Consider the following 17,232-nt stretch of genomic DNA (forward strand, 5'->3'; position numbering starts at 1 on the left):
TTTATAGCTAAAACAAATTACTGGTTATCAGTAAGATGAACAATTTTTTCTTTTCAAATCAAAATGCTCAACAGGTTCAAATAATCACTTTTTTGACCAACCTATGGATTTAAGGATAAGCTCAGTTTACTCAGCTAACAAATTACGAAAGACAAATTCACAAATCAATAAACAAACATAAAACAAAGCACCAAGACCTGAGACTAAACACCGAACAACCAAGCAAAAGTTAAATCTATGATAAAGAATACTAAAATCAGATTTGTAAAGTTATTTTAGCGGTTTAAAAATGTTTTCATAATACATAATAAATACCTATTTTTGCCAGATGTTTAAAAAGATGCCAAAATTTCTATACCTAATTCTAGCAGTTGCTATGCTTGCTTCTTGTAGCGAATACCAAAAAGCGTTAAAGTCGGAAGATACGAAAGTAAAGTACCAACTAGCTGAACGTTTGTACAAAGAGAAAAAGTTTAAAAAATCAAGTAGACTTTTTGAGCAAATTGTACCTAAATTTAGAGGAAAGCCACAAGGAGAACGTGTTACATTTATGTATGGACGTACATTGTTTGAAATAGAAGAATATATGGTGGCTGGATATCAGTTTGAGCGTTTTGTACGTTCATATCCAAAAAGTGATAGTGCACAAGTAGCTTCTTATTATGAAGCAAAAAGCTATTATATGCAATCGCCTCGTTATAGTATAGATCAAACAGATACGTATACTGCCATCAATAAATTACAAGGATTTATTAATAACTATCCAGATTCTGAATATTTAGACAGTGCCAATGAAATGGTAGAAGAGTTAACGACTAAAGTTGAAAAGAAAGCTTATGAAATTGCAAAGCAATACAATACAATTTCAGATTTCAAAGCGGCAATCAAAGCCACTGAAAACTTTCTTTCAGATTTTCCAGGGACCTCTTTCAGAGAAGATGCAATGTATTTGCGTTTAGACGCGATGTACAATCTTGCAATTCGAAGCTTTGAAACTTTAATGGAAGATCGTTTAAATGAAGCGAGTTCAGCGTATAAATCGTTGATCAAGTTTTACCCAGAATCTAAATACAGAGAAGAAGCCGATAAAATCATGGCTTCTATTACAGAAGAATTAGCAAAATTTTCAAAATAACAATTATGGTTGATATTAAAAACTTAGACGCTCCAATCAGCACAACTACAATCGAGAGAAATCAGTTTGATTCGCCGACGGATAACATTTATGAAGCAATTTCAGTTGTAGCAAAAAGGGCTATTCAAATCAACTCTGAAATTAAAAAAGAATTGATCGAGAAATTAGACGAGTTTGCTACACATAATGATAGTTTAGAAGAAATCTTTGAAAACAAAGAGCAAATAGAAGTATCTAAATTCTACGAAAAACTTCCAAAGCCACATGCTATTGCAGTTCACGAGTGGTTAGAAGATAAAATTTACTACCGTAACACAAAAGAAGAAGCATAATATATGTCAATATTAAGGGGCAAAAAAGTATTACTAGGCGTTACTGCTGGCATTGCCGCTTATAAAATAGCTTCTTTAGTACGGTTATTCATAAAAGCAGGCGCAGAAGTCCAAGTGATTATGACGCCTGCTGCCAAAGACTTCATTACGCCGTTAACGCTATCTACGTTATCTAAAAATCCAGTACATTCGTCTTTTACCAATGAAGATGATGAAAATGCTGTATGGACAAATCATGTTGAATTAGGCTTGTGGGCAGATTTTATGTTGATTGCACCTGCAACAGCAAACACAATGTCCAAAATGGCATCTGGAAACAGTGATAATTTACTGTTAGCAACCTATCTTTCTGCAAAATGCCCTGTATACTTTGCACCAGCAATGGATTTGGACATGTACAAGCATCCATCTACGAAAAATTCATTTGAACAATTGACCAAGTTTGGAAATACAATGATTCCTGCAACTAGTGGTGAATTGGCGAGTGGTTTGGTTGGAGAAGGGCGCATGGCAGTACCAGAAGATATGGTAGCATTTATAGAAAAAGATATCTTAGATAAACTTCCGTTAAAAGGAAAAAAAGTAATGATTACTGCTGGTCCAACCTATGAAGCCATTGATCCTGTACGTTTTATTGGGAATCACTCTTCTGGTAAAATGGGCTTTGAGTTAGCACGAGCAGCTGTAAACTTAGGTGCTGAGGTAACATTAATCGCTGGACCAAACCATCAAAGCATTTCACATTCATTAGTAAATGTAGTAGATGTAACAAGTGCGGAAGATATGTATAATGCAGCGCACAACGATTTTCCATCTGCAGATATTGCCATTCTTTCTGCTGCGGTTGCCGATTATAAACCAAAAGATGTTGCTACTCAGAAAATAAAAAAGAAAGATTCATCGTTACATATTGAGTTGGTCAAAACCAAAGACATTCTCGCTTCTTTAGGAGACATTAAAAAAGCACAATTTTTAGTAGGTTTTGCTTTAGAGACAAATAATGAATTAGAAAACGCAAAAGGAAAACTGACGCGTAAAAACTTAGACATGATTGTCCTAAATTCTCTTAACGATAAAGGAGCAGGATTTGGAAAACCAACTAACAAAGTAACGATTATTGACAAAAAAATGAATACCTTAGCTTTTGGGTTAAAATCGAAAGCCGAAGTAGCCATTGATATTTTTAACGAAATTTTAAAGCGAATCCATGCGTAATCTTGTTTTAAGTCTATTGTTTTTATGTGGAATTTCTTTTGCAACAGCACAAGAATTAAACTGTCAAATTACTATTGACACGCAACAAATCAATCAAACCAATCAGCAAATCTTTAAAACGCTAGAGCGTTCCTTGAATGATTTTGTGAACAAAACGCAATGGACAAACAAAAAATTCGCAGCAACTGAACGTATTAACTGTAGCATGGTGATCAATGTGTCAGAATACAATTCAGATGAATTTGTGGCAACGATTCAAGTGCAATCATCGCGTCCAATTTATAATTCATCATTTGAGTCGCCAGTATTTAATTTCAACGACAGGCAGTTTCGATTTATCTACCAAGAATTTCAACCAATTGTATACAATCCGAATGCATTTACCTCAAACCTAGTATCGGTAATTGCCTATTATGTATATGTAATTTTAGGAATTGACGCAGATACGTTTGCACTTCGGGGAGGATCAAATTATTATGCACAAGCACAGCAAATTGTAAACCTTTCACAAACAAGCGCATTTTTGGGCTGGAAAGAAGCTGACGGAAACCGTACACGGTGGACATTGTTGGACAATATGTTAAACAACACGCACAAAGAATACAGAACCGTAATGTACAACTATCACAGAGTAGGATTAGACGTTATGGCAGATGATGCGCGTGCTGGAAAACAAGCCATTAGTTCTTCTATGGAAATTTTTAAAGCCTTAAATAATCGTAGACCAAACTCATTCTTATTGCAGACATTCTTTGATGCTAAAGCAGAAGAAATTGAGCGAATATTTTCAGGCGGACCAAAAATAAATATCGTACGTTTGGTAGAAACACTAAACAAAGTAGCGCCATTCCACGCAACCAAGTGGGAAAAAATTAAATTCTGATTTTTGCGAAAATTTAGAGCAATACGTTATTTTTGTGTGCGGAAACTAACGTAACAAAATTCTACAGCATTGCTCACACAACTTTCTATAAAAAACTTTGCACTCATTGATTCTTTACAAGTTGAATTTGATAAAGGATTGACAATCATTACTGGAGAAACAGGAGCCGGAAAATCGATTCTTCTCGGTGGATTGGCATTAATTTTAGGAAAACGAGCAGATTTATCTTCCTTAAAAGATAAAACACGTAAATGTGTGATTGAAGCCGAATTTGCCATTAAGAAATATAGGCTTAAAAATTTCTTTGCAGAGAATGATCTCGATTATGATCATGATACAATTGTACGTCGTGAAATATTACCTTCTGGGAAATCGAGAGCGTTTGTAAATGATGTCCCTGTACGTTTAGATGTGCTAAATGCATTAGGCGATCAATTAATTGACATTCACTCGCAACACCAAACATTACAGTTAACAGATAATCAATTTCAATTTCAAGTCATTGATATCTTAGCGAATGTTTCAGAAGAAGTTGATGTATACAAAGAGATATTAAAAAAGTATCATGCTACACAAAAAGAATTGCGTAATATCCGAGAAGAGCAAATAGCTTTAGAAAAGGAGCATGATTACAATATGTTTTTGCTCAAAGAATTGGAAGAAGCCAAACTAGAAGGATTGATTCTGGCTGATTTGGAAGCGCAATACGAGCGTTTAAACAATGCTGAAGACATCAAGACCAGTTTAAGCGCTTCCGAACAAATACTTTCCGATGAACAAGTTGGTGTATTAAATCTGCTTTCGGAATTGCAAGTAGCTTCTGGGAAATTATCAGACATTGCACCTGAATTTGAACAATTGGCAGCACGTATCAAAAGCTCGTACATCGAATTGGATGACATTTACAATGAAATCATGAACTTGCAAGGTGATATTTCTTTTGATCCAGCATTGTTTGAAGAAATCTCAGGAAAACTTCAAAAAATATTCGATCTGCAAAAAAAGCACAATGTACTTACGCTAGAAGAATTACTTTCTATCCAAGCAGAACTTTCTGAAAAAGCAGCTGTCTCAGAAAATATAGATGACTTTATTCAAGCTAAAGAAAAAGAACTACAAGAATTAAGTGCACAACTAAAGAAAATTGCAAAAACAATTCATGCAAAACGTTCGCAGGGAATTCCAACACTCGTACAGCAGTTAGAAAAAATGCTAACAACGCTTGGTATGCCAAATGCCCGTTTTGATATCAAAGTAAATCTAGCAAACCAGTTTTACGCCAATGGTATGGATGATTTACAGTTTTTATTTGCGGCAAATAAAGGCGGAAACTTTAATGAATTGAAAAAAGCAGCTTCTGGAGGAGAATTATCTAGAGTAATGCTATGTATCAAAGCAATTTTATCAAAATATATGCAATTGCCAACCATTATGTTTGATGAAATAGATACAGGAGTTTCTGGTGAAGTCGCTAGTAAAATGGCAAAAATCATGCAGCAAATGAGCAAAAGTATGCAAGTATTTTCTATTACACATTTGCCACAAATAGCAGCCAAAGGAAAACAGCATTTCAAAGTCTACAAGAAAGATGTAAACGAAGTGACAACTACACAATTAAAGCAGTTAGAAGCAGAAGAACGCATACAAGAAATAGCACAGATGTTGAGTGGCGCTAAAATCTCTAATTCTGCTTTAGCAAACGCAAAAGAAGTATTACAATCCTAATAAAGAAGATTCGAATCATAGTAATCGATCATTTCAATCTTTTACCATATATTTGAACCACCAAACAGCTAAAAACGACTAAAATTAACAAGCATGTCATATAACTTATTAAAAGGAAAAAGAGGAATCATATTTGGTGCTTTAGACGAAAACTCTATTGCATGGAAAATTGCTGAACGCGTGCATGAAGAAGGAGGAACATTTGTACTCACAAATGCGCCTATTGCAATGCGTATGGGAAAAATTAAAGAATTAGCAGAAAAAACAGGTTCAGAAATCATTCCTGCAGATGCTACAAACCTTGAAGATATTCAAAACCTTATAGAAAAGTCAATGGAAATCCTTGGTGGGAAAATTGACTTTGTATTGCATTCTATCGGAATGTCTGTAAATGTTCGTAAAGGAAGACACTACACAGATTTAAAATACGATTGGATGACTAAAGGTTGGGATGTTTCTGCGGTATCTTTTCATAAGGTAATGCAAACACTATACAAAACAGACGCCATGAACGAGTGGGGAAGTATCGTTGCATTAACCTATATGGCTGCACAACGTACATTTCCAGATTACAACGATATGGCAGATAACAAAGCGTATTTGGAGTCAATTGCACGTAGTTTTGGATATTTCTTTGGAAAAGAGAAAAAAGTTCGTGTAAATACCATATCACAATCACCAACACCAACAACGGCAGGTCAAGGTGTAAAAGGTTTTGGAGGTTTTATCTCGTATGCAGAAAAAATGTCGCCGCTTGGAAATGCAACTGCGCTAGACTGTGCAAACTATACGGTATCATTGTTCTCAGACTTAACCAAAAGAGTTACTATGCAAAACTTATATAACGATGGTGGATTCTCTAATACAGGAGTAAGTCAGGAAGTCATAGAAAGATTTACAGAAGAATAAAAAAAAACTACATAAAAATGAATACCTCTAAGATTACTTAGAGGTTTTTTTTTGTTTAAAAGATACTGTAAGCCCAGTAAATACATAGATTTAGTCAAAAAAACACAAATCACTACAAGGATATTATTGTTAAATATTTGTGAAATTTAAGTTGATTTAATAGATTAGAAGTCTCGAACTCAATAATTTATTTACCGACTGCCTATGAAAAGACGACTACGCTTCTCCTTTTCGTGTATCATTTATATCCTCTGTTTTCAGTTAAATGCACAAGCTTATTTTGAAAATCATGCCACTACTGTTGGTATTGATGATTTTAGTGGAACTACGTATCTAGGAAATGGAATTTCATTCTGTGATTATAATAATGACGGATGGGATGATATCACCATCGGAACCCAAAGTGGTGATCCTTTAAAGATTTATAAAAATAATGGAGATGGAACCTTTTCGCTTGAAACTACATTGGTTCCCAATAATAATGCGCAACAAAAACAAGTTATTTGGGTAGACTTTGATAACGACGGAGATAAAGATTTGTATGTTTCTGGAGATGTAGATGGAAGTCGCTTATATAGAAATGATGTAACTGTACTGAATGATGTTACAATTGCTTGTGGTTTGCCAATAGCAGCTCAAGATAATTTTGGAGCTTCATGGGGCGATTACAATAATGATGGATACTTAGATGTTTTTCTGTGCAATAGAGGTTTAAGTTCTCCACAACCAAATTATTTATATAAAAATAATGGAGATGGAACCTTTACCAATGTAAGTGCTGCTGCTGGAATTGATAATGGAAGCCACTTATCGTTCTGTTCTGCTTTTTTTGACTACAATAATGATGGTTGGCAAGATATTTACATGGCAAATGACAAAATAAACACTACTAACATTCTCTACAAGAATAACGGAGATGGCACTTTTTCTGATGTAAGCGAAGAGTCAGGAACTAATCTTGCAATTGATGCAATGTCTGTGACCATTGCGGATTTTGATAGAGATGGTTGGTTCGATATTTACGTGACCAATGGAATACCTGGGAATTATTTCCTTAGAAACAACGGTGATGGAACTTTTACTAATATCGCTTCTGGAACAGGAACCATGTTTGAAAGTATTGCGTGGGGAGCTGTATTCTTAGATGCTGAAAATGATGGCGATTTAGATTTATATGTAAGTGGATCACTTGATGGAGGTGTGCCAAGTCTTATGTCAGCAGCATTTTACACCAATAATGGAAATGGCACATTCAGTATCTCAGGAAGTTCAGGTTTTGAAAATGATTCTAGCGAAAGTTATTCAAATGCTATTGGAGATACAGACAATGATGGTTTTCCAGAAATTATCGTAAACAACTCTGGAGGAGATGATATCTTTTTTTGGAAAAATCAAACAACCTCTACTAATAACTGGCTAAAAGTCAATCTGGAAGGTGTTACTAGCAATAAACAAGGAGTAGGTGCAGTAATTGAACTTAGAAGCGAAGGTGTTTCTCAATACAGATATACCGTATGTGGAGAAGGTTATATTTCACAAAACTCAGAAACAGAATTCTTTGGTATAGGGGACAATACATCTATAGAATATGTAAAAGTTACATGGCTAGGAGGGGCGCAAGACATATTATATAACGTACTTCCCAATCAGGCATTAACTATTTTAGAAGGAAGCAACCCTTTAAATACTGAAGAATTTCAAGAAAGGAATTTAGTACAATTATATCCCAACCCTACTACTGGTAAAATTTGGTTGCAAACAACTGCAAATGAGGTGTATAATTATATCATTTTTGATAGTAGAGGAGCGCAAGTAAAAAACGGAAATATAACTCATCAAGATTACCTCGATATTTCAACATTGTCTTCTGGTTATTATACTGTAAAAATAATGGGTAAAAAAGCCGTATTTAATAAAAAAATAATGTTAAGATAATACAGATAAAAACAGTAGGAAAAATTTCTTTCCATGTATTTTGTCGACAAAAAATGTTTTTTTGTCGATATTAATATGGTTGATTCAAAAAAAATTTGGTTCTTTCAATTCATATTCAACTAACTAACAAAAAATCAAACTTTTTATGAGAAAAATTACACTTAAACTTTTTATTGTAATGTGCTTGTTAGGGACCTATGTAGGGATCTCTCAAACACTAAACCAAGCAGCTAACTGGCCGAATGCTGGATGGTCACTTTCAGGTACGTACACTCCTGCAGGGTTATTGTCAGATCCAACTGGAGCCGGTACTACACTAACATGGAATGATGACGGTGCAGGTAATGGTTCTGCAGACACTGTTATTGCCACTTCACCAGTGATCGATTTAACAGCTGCTAGTGTTGCTGGAGAAACATGGATCACAATTGCAAGTGAGTATACATACAGGGCTCTTGGTGGAGATGTTTTAAGCATCGAAACGTATGATGCTGATGCCATGACTTGGTCTAACTTATTTACAATCACCGGCAATACTAATGCAAATGATTTCCTAACATGTGCAAATACAGTGGCATATACAACTACAGTACTCGATATTTCTGGATTTACAGCTACACAGTTATCTGGATTCCAATACAGAATATCTTACGATGATCAAGGAGGTTGGCAATGGGGATGGTGTGTAACTTCACCAACGATTACATCTGCTACACCACCATCTTGTATCGATCCTTCTATGTTAACAGCTACAAGTGTTACTGATACAACAGCTAATCTGGGATGGACAGAAAATGGAACAGCTACAGTTTGGGATGTTGAAGTAGTAACCAACGGTTCTCCTGCTACAGGAACGCCAACGGCTTCAGGAGTAGGAAATCCTTATGGAGCTTCAGGATTAACAGCTGATACACTCTATGATTTTTACGTAAGAGCTGATTGTGGTGGAGCAGGAACTTCTAACTGGGTAGGACCTTTTACATTCAGTACTACTTGCGCTGCAACTCCTGCACCATATACGGAAGATTTTGTATCATTTACACCTGCAGTAGACGTAGCCTTCGCAGCAGAAAACTGTTGGACAGGAACTAATACAGGACCAGCTTATTTCTGGGAGTCAGCTGCTGGAACTGATAATGGTTCTGGAGGAACAGGTCCAGATCCAACAATAACTACAGGAAATTATTTTTACACAGAATCTTCTGGGTCTACAGTTGGAGATATTGCTGAATTAGTATCACCATTAGTTGATTTAACGCCACTTACGGCTCCTGCATTGACATTTAATTATCATATGTTTGGAACACAAATTGGAACATTAGATATCTTGGTAAATGGAACAGACAATGTTTGGACATTATCAGGCCAACAACAAACATCTGCAACAACACCTTGGGAATTAGCAGTAGTAGATTTAGCTGCTTATGCAGGACAATCTATTACAGTAACAATAAGAGCTACTGGAGGTGGATCATTTGAAGGAGATATCTCTATCGATAATGTATCTTTCACAGAACTACCATCATGCCCAACACCAAGTGCATTGGGTGCTACTATGATCACAGATACGGCTGCTGATTTAGGATGGAATGAAAACGGTTCCGCTACTGCTTGGGACGTTGAAATCGTTGATGTAACAGCAGGAGGAATGGCGACAGGAACACCAACAGCTTCAGGAGTTGCAAACCCTTACACAGCAATGGGACTTACTCAAAATAACGATTATGCTTTCTATGTGAGAGCTGATTGTGGTGGAGGTACATTCTCTGGATGGGCAGGACCATTTAGCTTTACAACATTAGAAGCATGTCCTACACCATCAGCATTAACTGCTACGAATATCATGGAAACTTCTGCTGATTTAGGATGGACTGAAAACGGAACGGCTACTACTTGGAATATTGAATTAGTTGATGTTACCGCTGGAGGAACAGCTACAGGGACACCAACAGCAACAGGAGTGATGGCTAATCCATACAGCGCTACAGGTTTAGTTGCTGATAACAACTACGAGTTCTATGTACAAGCTGATTGTGGACCAAGTGGAACTTCTGCATGGGCAGGGCCATTTGCATTTGCAACTCCTTATGTTGCAGTACCACCATCTTGTGCTAATGGTATCTTCCTAGATTCAGGAGGTAACTCAGGAGACTATTCTAGTGGTGAAAATATTACATATACGATCTGCCCTGATATGGCAGGTGATGGAGTAAATGTAGAATTTACATTTTTCTCTACTGAGAATGATGGAGCTACGGCTTGTTATGATGGATTAACTATTTATAATGGTGCAGATAATATGGCTGCAACAATCGATCCTCCAGGAGGTGGAACAATTTGGTGTTGGGATAGAAATGATACTCCAGCAGAAGGAACAGGAGATTTACAAGGTTTAACTATATCTTCTACAGATGCTTCAGGATGTTTAACATTTGTATTTACATCTGATGGTTCTGTTACAAGACCAGGATGGAGTGCTAATGTAACTTGTACGCCATTATCTGTAGAATCTGCAGAAGTTAGAGGTTTCTTACACTATGTAGACACTGTAAACAATGCATTTGTAGTAAATGCTCAAAGTACTATCAACTCAATTGAGGTATACAACTTAGTTGGACAAATCATTACTACTGCGAAGCCAAACGCTGCTGCAGGAGAAGCGAATTTAGGTTCAGTTAAGAATGGAGTATATTTCGCAAGAGTAACGTTAGACAATGGAAGAACTTCAGTTGTAAAGTTCGTGAAGTAATCTTTTAAACATACACCTAAAACAAAGGCTGTTCTTAATTGAACAGCTTTTTTTTGTCTATACAGTTCAGGTAAATACATCGTTACCAAAAATAATTTAGTGTATAAGATTTTATCTAAGATGCATTGATATCGCTATATATTATCGTTAAATAACACTTTTAGAGGTTTAATGAGCGGTATATGAGGTTCTTAAATATGTTTTATAAACAAATAATTCATATATTTATATACAACTATTTAACAACTTCATTTATGAGAAAAACTACTCTTAAAACCTTATTTATAATGTTTTTCGCCTGTACTTGTACAGGTTATGCACAAACATTAAACCAAAATGCAATGTGGCCTAATACCAATTGGTCACTTACTGGGACTTATAATGCAGATCCTTCTGCACTAGAAGCAGATCCTACGGTTTCACCAAACTTTGCTTTTGACGATGATGATGCTGGAAATGGAAGCGATGATGATATTGCTGCAGAATCTCCAGTAATTGACTTAACTGCTGCGAATGCTGCAGGAGAAACGTGGATTACCATTTCTGGTAATTTTGTATATAATTACAACACTGATGACATACTGCAATTTGAATACTGGGATGCAGATGCAAGTACTTGGAATATCATAGGACAACCTTTTAATGCAGATACAGCAGGTGCTCCAACAAACGATTTTTGTTCGGGAACTTATGAAGCGTATACCACAGAAGTGCTAAACATTGTAGCTTTTACGCCAACTCAATTATCTGGATTTAGATATAGAATTTATTTTGATGATTTGGTAGGCGGACCAGGTTTTGAATGGGGATTTTGTTTTGATTCACCAACAATAAGCTCTGTAGCACCACCGACATGTCCAGATCCATCTACTTTAGCAGCTGCCAATATAACCGCTTCAACAGCAGATTTATCTTGGTTAGAAAGTGGATCAGCTACTGCTTGGGATGTAGAAATTGTAACAACAGGGACAGCTCCAACTGGAACGCCTACGGCTACAGGTGTTACAAACCCATATACTGCTATGGGACTTATGGATAATACAGAATATGACTATTATGTAAGAGCTAATTGTGGCGGAGATGGTGTTTCCAACTGGATTGGACCTTTTACATTCAGAACAGCTTGTTCAGCATTTACAGCTCCATACACCGAAAATTTTGAAACTTTTACTACTGCTGGTACTGCATTTACTTCTGAAAATTGTTGGACAGGTACTGGTGGCGCTTATTTTTGGGAATCGGCTCCTGGTACAGATAATGGTTCTGCAGGAACAGGACCAGATCCGTCAATAACAACAGGAAATTATTTTTATACAGAAGCATCAAATGGAAATACTGGCGATACTACAGATTTAATATCTCCATTAGTGGATTTATCAGGGCTTACAACTCCATCATTAACATTTAATTACCACATGTTTGGAGGACAAATAGGAACTTTAGACGTATTAGTAAATGGAACTACAAATGTTTGGACACTTTCTGGACAACAGCAAGCAAGTGCAACAACTGAATGGGAGCTAGCTACTGTAGATTTATCTGCCTTTGCAGGTCAAACGATATCGGTTACCTTTAGAGGAACAAGTGCAGGAACATTTGAAGGGGATATTTCAATTGATAATGTAGTGTTTGATGAATTGCCAACTTGTAGCGCACCAAATGCGTTAACTGTAACGAATATCACTGATACTACAGCTAATTTAGGATGGACAGAAAATGGAACTGCTACAATATGGGATGTTGAAATAGTAACTGCAGGAACACCACCTACAGGAACTCCAACAGCAACTGGTGTTACAAATCCATATACAGCAGTGGGACTTACAGAAAATACAGAATATGATTTTTATGTAAGAGCTGATTGCGGTGTAGATGGTACATCAACTTGGGCTGGACCATTTACATTTAGAACAGCTTGTGCTCCAATTGCTGCACCATACACGGAAGATTTTGAAACCTTTACAACAGCAACAACTGCTTTTATTTCTGAAAATTGTTGGTCAGCAACTAACACAGGAGGATCTTATTTTTGGGAATCAGCACCAGGAACTGATGTAGGTTCTGGAGGAACTGGGCCAGCACCTTCAATTACTACAGGGAACTATTTTTATACAGAAGCTTCTGGATCGGCTGTAGGAGATGCAGCAGAGTTAATTACTCCTCAAGTAGATTTAACAGCATTAACAGCACCAGCGCTTACATTTAATTATCATATGTTTGGTATGCAAATTGGCTCATTAGAAGTAATTGTTAGTGGAACAACTATTTGGTCATTAACAGGACAACAACAAGGAGGAGAAACAGAACCTTGGGAACTAGCAGTTGTTGATTTAGCTGCATACGCTGGGCAAACAGTTACAGTAATATTTAGAGCAAGAAGCGCGGGGAGTTTTGAAGGAGATATTTCTATTGATAATGTATCTTTTACCGAATTGCCAGCCTGTCCTACACCAAATGGTTTAACAGTAACTAATGTTACAGATACAACAGCTGATTTAGGATGGACAGAAAACGGAAGTTCAACAGCTTGGGATATTGAAATTGTAGATGTCACAGCAGGAGGAATGGTTACAGGAACGCCTACAGTTTCAGGAGTAACAAATCCATACACAGCAATGGGACTTACGCAAAATAATGATTACTCATTCTATGTGAGGGCTGATTGTGGTGGAGGAACCTTCTCTGCATGGGCAGGACCATTTGCATTTACAACACTTGAAACATGTCCAGCTCCAAGTGGATTGACAGCAACCAATATTATGGAAACAACTGCTGACTTAGGTTGGACAGAAAACGGGACAGCAACTTCATGGAATATAGAGTTGGTCGATATAACAGCAGGAGGAACGGCTACAGGGACTGCTTCAGCTACAGGAGTTATGAATCCTTACATGGCTACAGGTTTAGTGGGTGATAATAACTACGAATTTTATGTACAAGCAGATTGCGGACCAGATGGAGTCTCTGCATGGGCAGGACCATTTGCTTTTGCAACACCTTATGTAGCTGTACCGCCAGATTGTACCAATGGAATTTTCTTAGATTCAGGAGGAAACTCTGGAGATTATTCTAGTGGTGAAAATATTACATATACCATCTGTCCAGACATGGCAGGAGAAGGCGTGCAAGTTACATTCAATTTATTTAGCACAGAGAATCAAGGAACAGGTTGTTATGACGGATTAACAATTCATGATGGCGCCGACAATACTGCAGCGACTATAGATCCTCCCGGAGGTGGAACAATCTGGTGTTGGGATAGAAACGATACACCAGCTGCCGGATCAGGAGATTTACAAGGTATGACGATCATTGCTACGGATGCTTCCGGATGTTTAACATTTGTATTTACATCTGACGGTTCAGTAACAAGACCAGGTTGGAATGCAACTGTGACATGTGCTCCGTTATCTGTTGAGTCTTTTGAGTCCAGAGGATTTATTCATTATGTGAATACTGTAACAAATACTTTTGTGGTGAATGCTCAAAGTCCTATTAAATCTATTGAAGTATACAACTTAGTTGGACAAATTTTAACTACTTCAAAGCCAAATGCTACTGAAGGAGAAGCGAATTTAGGTTCCGTTAGAAATGGTGTGTACTTTGCAAGAGTAACGATGGAAAATGGAAAAACTTCAGTTGTAAAATTCGTGAATTAATCTCATAAACATATATTTATCATTAAAAGCTGTTCTTCGTTGAACAGCTTTTTTTGTTTCCCTATATTTGCGACATGCAAATAAAATTCTCAATAGTTGTTCCTGTATTTAATAGACCTGATGAAGTCGCAGAGTTGCTTGAAAGCATCTCAAAACAAACATATTTAGAAGATTTTGAAGTTGTGATTGTAGAAGATGGATCTTCAGTTCCTTCAAAAGAAATTGTAAATAGTTACAAAGACTCATTGGATATTAGTTATTACTTTAAACCTAATTCAGGACCGGGAGATTCTCGTAATTATGGAATGAAGCGCGCTAAAGGGAATTATTTCTTAATATTTGATTCAGATTGTATTTTGCCGCCAGAGTATTTATTAGAAGTATCTAAAGCTTTAGATCGAAAATATGTAGATTGTTTTGGAGGTCCAGATGCGGCACATAGTTCGTTTACAACCATACAAAAAGCAATTAGCTATGCAATGACTGCTTTTTTAACTACTGGAGGAATCAGAGGTAGAAAAAATGCTGTAAACAAGTTTCAACCGAGGAGTTTTAATATGGGAATCTCAAAAGTCGCCTTTGAAAAAACACAAGGTTTTGGGCAAATCCATCCTGGGGAAGATCCAGACTTAACCATTCGTATATGGAATGCTGGTTATGAAACAATACTTATACCAGAAGCGTATGTGTATCATAAACGTAGAATTTCTTGGGAAAAATTTCATATTCAAGTTAATAAGTTTGGAATGGTGCGTCCTATCTTAAATTTATGGCATCCAGAAACTGCAAAACTTACCTATTGGTTTCCCACACTATTTTGCCTTGGTTTAGTAACTTCTATTATTCTTAGTATATTCTTTGCTTTTCATTGGTTTTTAATTGGATATGCTGTATATTTTATAGCCATATTGTTAGATGCATTATGGACAACAAAAAGTATAAAAATTGCGTTTTTGTCCATAGTTGCCGTCAGCATTCAGTTTTATGGTTACGGCTTTGGCTTTTTAAAATCGACCATTGCACTAAAAATTTTCAAACAAAAACCAGAAGAACGATTTCCAAAACTCTTCTTTAAAAAATAACATGCTTAAAGGAATAAAAAGTTTATTTAGCGCTACGATCAAAGGAAAAAAAATCAATGTATTTTTACTATTCTTTGTGGTTTCTTTTATTATATGGACACTTGTAAAGCTTGCTGATACTTACACAGATACAATTGCTATGAAGGTTGCCTACACGAATTTATCAAATGATAAAATTCTATTAGGAAGTCAAGAAACTACTGTAGAAGCACAAGTTAAAACTACAGGTTTTCGGATGTTACGTCAAAAATTCTTCAAAAAAGAAATAGAAGTCGATTTAAAGAAAGTAGCAAAAGCAAAAACAGACAATACATTTTATGTACTTGCTAATGACGCTATCAATAAGCATATTTATCAAGATATTGAAATTTTGAATGTGTTTCCAGATACCTTGTTTTTTACTTTAGGTAAAAACAAAACGAAGCGTGTTCCTATAATACCTAAATTAGGATTAAAGTTTGACCAAGGATATAATTTGTATGATTCTTTACATATATCTCCTAAATTCATTGAAATATCTGGACCAGAAGATGTCGTTGATAAATTAAAAGAAGTGTATACCGAAAGCAAACAGTTAAAAGATATCAATACCGATATAGATATAGAGTTACAGCTTATTAAAAATGATTCTTTAAAACGATTGGTATACTCGAAATCAACAATAAAAGCTACAGGGAAAGTAGATAAGTTTACGGAAGGAAAGCTAAACATTCCTTTGCATATACAGAATCTTCCAAAAGGATACTTAATTAAACTCTTTCCAAAAGAGATCAGTGTTACGTATACAGCAAATGTGTCTGACTTCAATAAAATTACGCAAAATGATTTTGCAGTATATTGTGATTATAACGACATTAAAAATACAAATGCATCTTTCTTTATTCCGAAATTGGTAAAATTTCCTAAAACGGTAAAAACATATCGTATAGATGATAAAAAAATAAACTTTTTAATAAAAAAATGATAGTAGGACTTACAGGCGGAATAGGTAGTGGTAAAACAACGATTGCTAAGATGTTTCACGAATTAGGTGTGTCTATATACATTGCCGATATTGAAGCTAAAAAGTTGATGCATACATCTCAAGAAATCAAAGAAGAGTTGATTGCTGCATTTGGAGAAGAAACCTATATAGATGGAGAATTGAACAGAAGTTACTTATCAAACATAGTGTTTAACCAACCTGAAGAATTAAAAAATATAAATGAGATAGTGCATCCGCGTGTGGGGCAACATTTCAAAGATTGGTATGCAGCACGTAGTGAAGAAAAATACATCATAAAAGAAGTAGCAATACTGTTTGAAAATGATTCATATAAGCATTGCGACAAAATTATTACGGTTGTTGCGCCTTTAGAAACACGTTTTGAACGGTTATTGCAAAGGGATCAAACCACAAGAGAAGCCATTCAAAGCAGAATGAATAATCAATGGAGTGATGCTAAAAAAATAGCACTTTCGGATTATATAATTCACAACGAAGATTTGGAAAAAGCAAAAAATCAAGTTGCTAAAATTCATCAAGAAATTTCGCTGATGAGTCAGGAAATCTGATGAAATTAACATATTTGTTAAGGTTTGGTTAAAAAGTTAATATAACCAATATTA

Annotated in this window: 12 protein-coding genes; all 12 read left to right on the forward strand. The window is 35.8% G+C overall.

From position 1 onward, the window contains the following. The first annotated feature begins 340 nt into the window (after nt 1-340). The 12 genes from bamD to coaE all read left to right on the forward strand — a co-directional run bounded on the left by bamD (nt 341) and on the right by coaE (nt 17,178). A complete protein-coding gene (bamD, locus tag MK119_RS21870; RefSeq protein ID WP_290683392.1) occupies nt 341-1,135 on the forward strand; it encodes an outer membrane protein assembly factor BamD in 795 nt (264 codons plus the stop codon). A gap of 5 nt (nt 1,136-1,140) precedes the next feature. Next, on the forward strand, nt 1,141-1,467 hold the full coding sequence (locus MK119_RS21875; protein WP_290683394.1) for a DNA-directed RNA polymerase subunit omega: 327 nt from the start codon (nt 1,141-1,143) through the stop codon (nt 1,465-1,467). Between the two features lie 3 nt (nt 1,468-1,470). Next, on the forward strand, nt 1,471-2,682 hold the full coding sequence (coaBC, locus tag MK119_RS21880) for a bifunctional phosphopantothenoylcysteine decarboxylase/phosphopantothenate--cysteine ligase CoaBC (protein WP_290683396.1): 1,212 nt from the start codon (nt 1,471-1,473) through the stop codon (nt 2,680-2,682). Continuing rightward, on the forward strand, nt 2,675-3,565 hold the full coding sequence (locus MK119_RS21885; protein ID WP_290683398.1) for a DUF4835 family protein: 891 nt from the start codon (nt 2,675-2,677) through the stop codon (nt 3,563-3,565). The genes coaBC and MK119_RS21885 overlap by 8 nt, the downstream gene beginning before the upstream one ends. A 69-nt stretch (nt 3,566-3,634) precedes the next feature. After that, the gene (recN, locus tag MK119_RS21890; protein ID WP_290683400.1) at nt 3,635-5,290 is read left to right on the forward strand and encodes a DNA repair protein RecN; all 1,656 of its coding nucleotides are present in this window, start codon (nt 3,635-3,637) and stop codon (nt 5,288-5,290) included. Nucleotides 5,291-5,383: 93 nt separating this feature from the next. Further along, nucleotides 5,384-6,199: an SDR family oxidoreductase gene (locus MK119_RS21895; protein ID WP_290683402.1), complete on the forward strand. Its 816-nt coding sequence runs from the start codon at nt 5,384-5,386 to the stop codon at nt 6,197-6,199. A gap of 204 nt (nt 6,200-6,403) precedes the next feature. Then, entirely contained in the window at nt 6,404-8,134 is a 1,731-nt protein-coding gene (locus tag MK119_RS21900) for an FG-GAP-like repeat-containing protein (RefSeq protein WP_290683404.1), read from the forward strand. A gap of 145 nt (nt 8,135-8,279) precedes the next feature. Further along, entirely contained in the window at nt 8,280-10,883 is a 2,604-nt protein-coding gene (locus MK119_RS21905; RefSeq protein ID WP_290683406.1) for a T9SS type A sorting domain-containing protein, read from the forward strand. A 254-nt stretch (nt 10,884-11,137) separates the two neighbouring features. Next, the gene (locus MK119_RS21910) at nt 11,138-14,542 is read left to right on the forward strand and encodes a fibronectin type III domain-containing protein (RefSeq protein WP_290683408.1); all 3,405 of its coding nucleotides are present in this window, start codon (nt 11,138-11,140) and stop codon (nt 14,540-14,542) included. A 74-nt stretch (nt 14,543-14,616) separates the two neighbouring features. Next, nucleotides 14,617-15,624 carry a glycosyltransferase gene (locus tag MK119_RS21915; protein WP_290683410.1) on the forward strand — a complete coding sequence of 336 codons (1,008 nt, stop codon included), beginning with the start codon at nt 14,617-14,619 and terminating at the stop codon, nt 15,622-15,624. Between the two features lies 1 nt (nt 15,625). Beyond that, nucleotides 15,626-16,588, forward strand: a complete 963-nt coding sequence (locus tag MK119_RS21920; RefSeq protein ID WP_290683412.1) for a CdaR family protein — start codon at nt 15,626-15,628, stop codon at nt 16,586-16,588. Continuing rightward, entirely contained in the window at nt 16,585-17,178 is a 594-nt protein-coding gene (gene coaE, locus MK119_RS21925; RefSeq protein ID WP_290683414.1) for a dephospho-CoA kinase, read from the forward strand. Before MK119_RS21920 ends, coaE begins: the two co-directional genes overlap by 4 nt. The last annotated feature ends 54 nt before the right edge of the window (nt 17,179-17,232 follow it).

The organism is Kordia sp., assembly GCF_022447245.1.
Classification (GTDB): Bacteria; Bacteroidota; Bacteroidia; order Flavobacteriales; family Flavobacteriaceae; genus Kordia.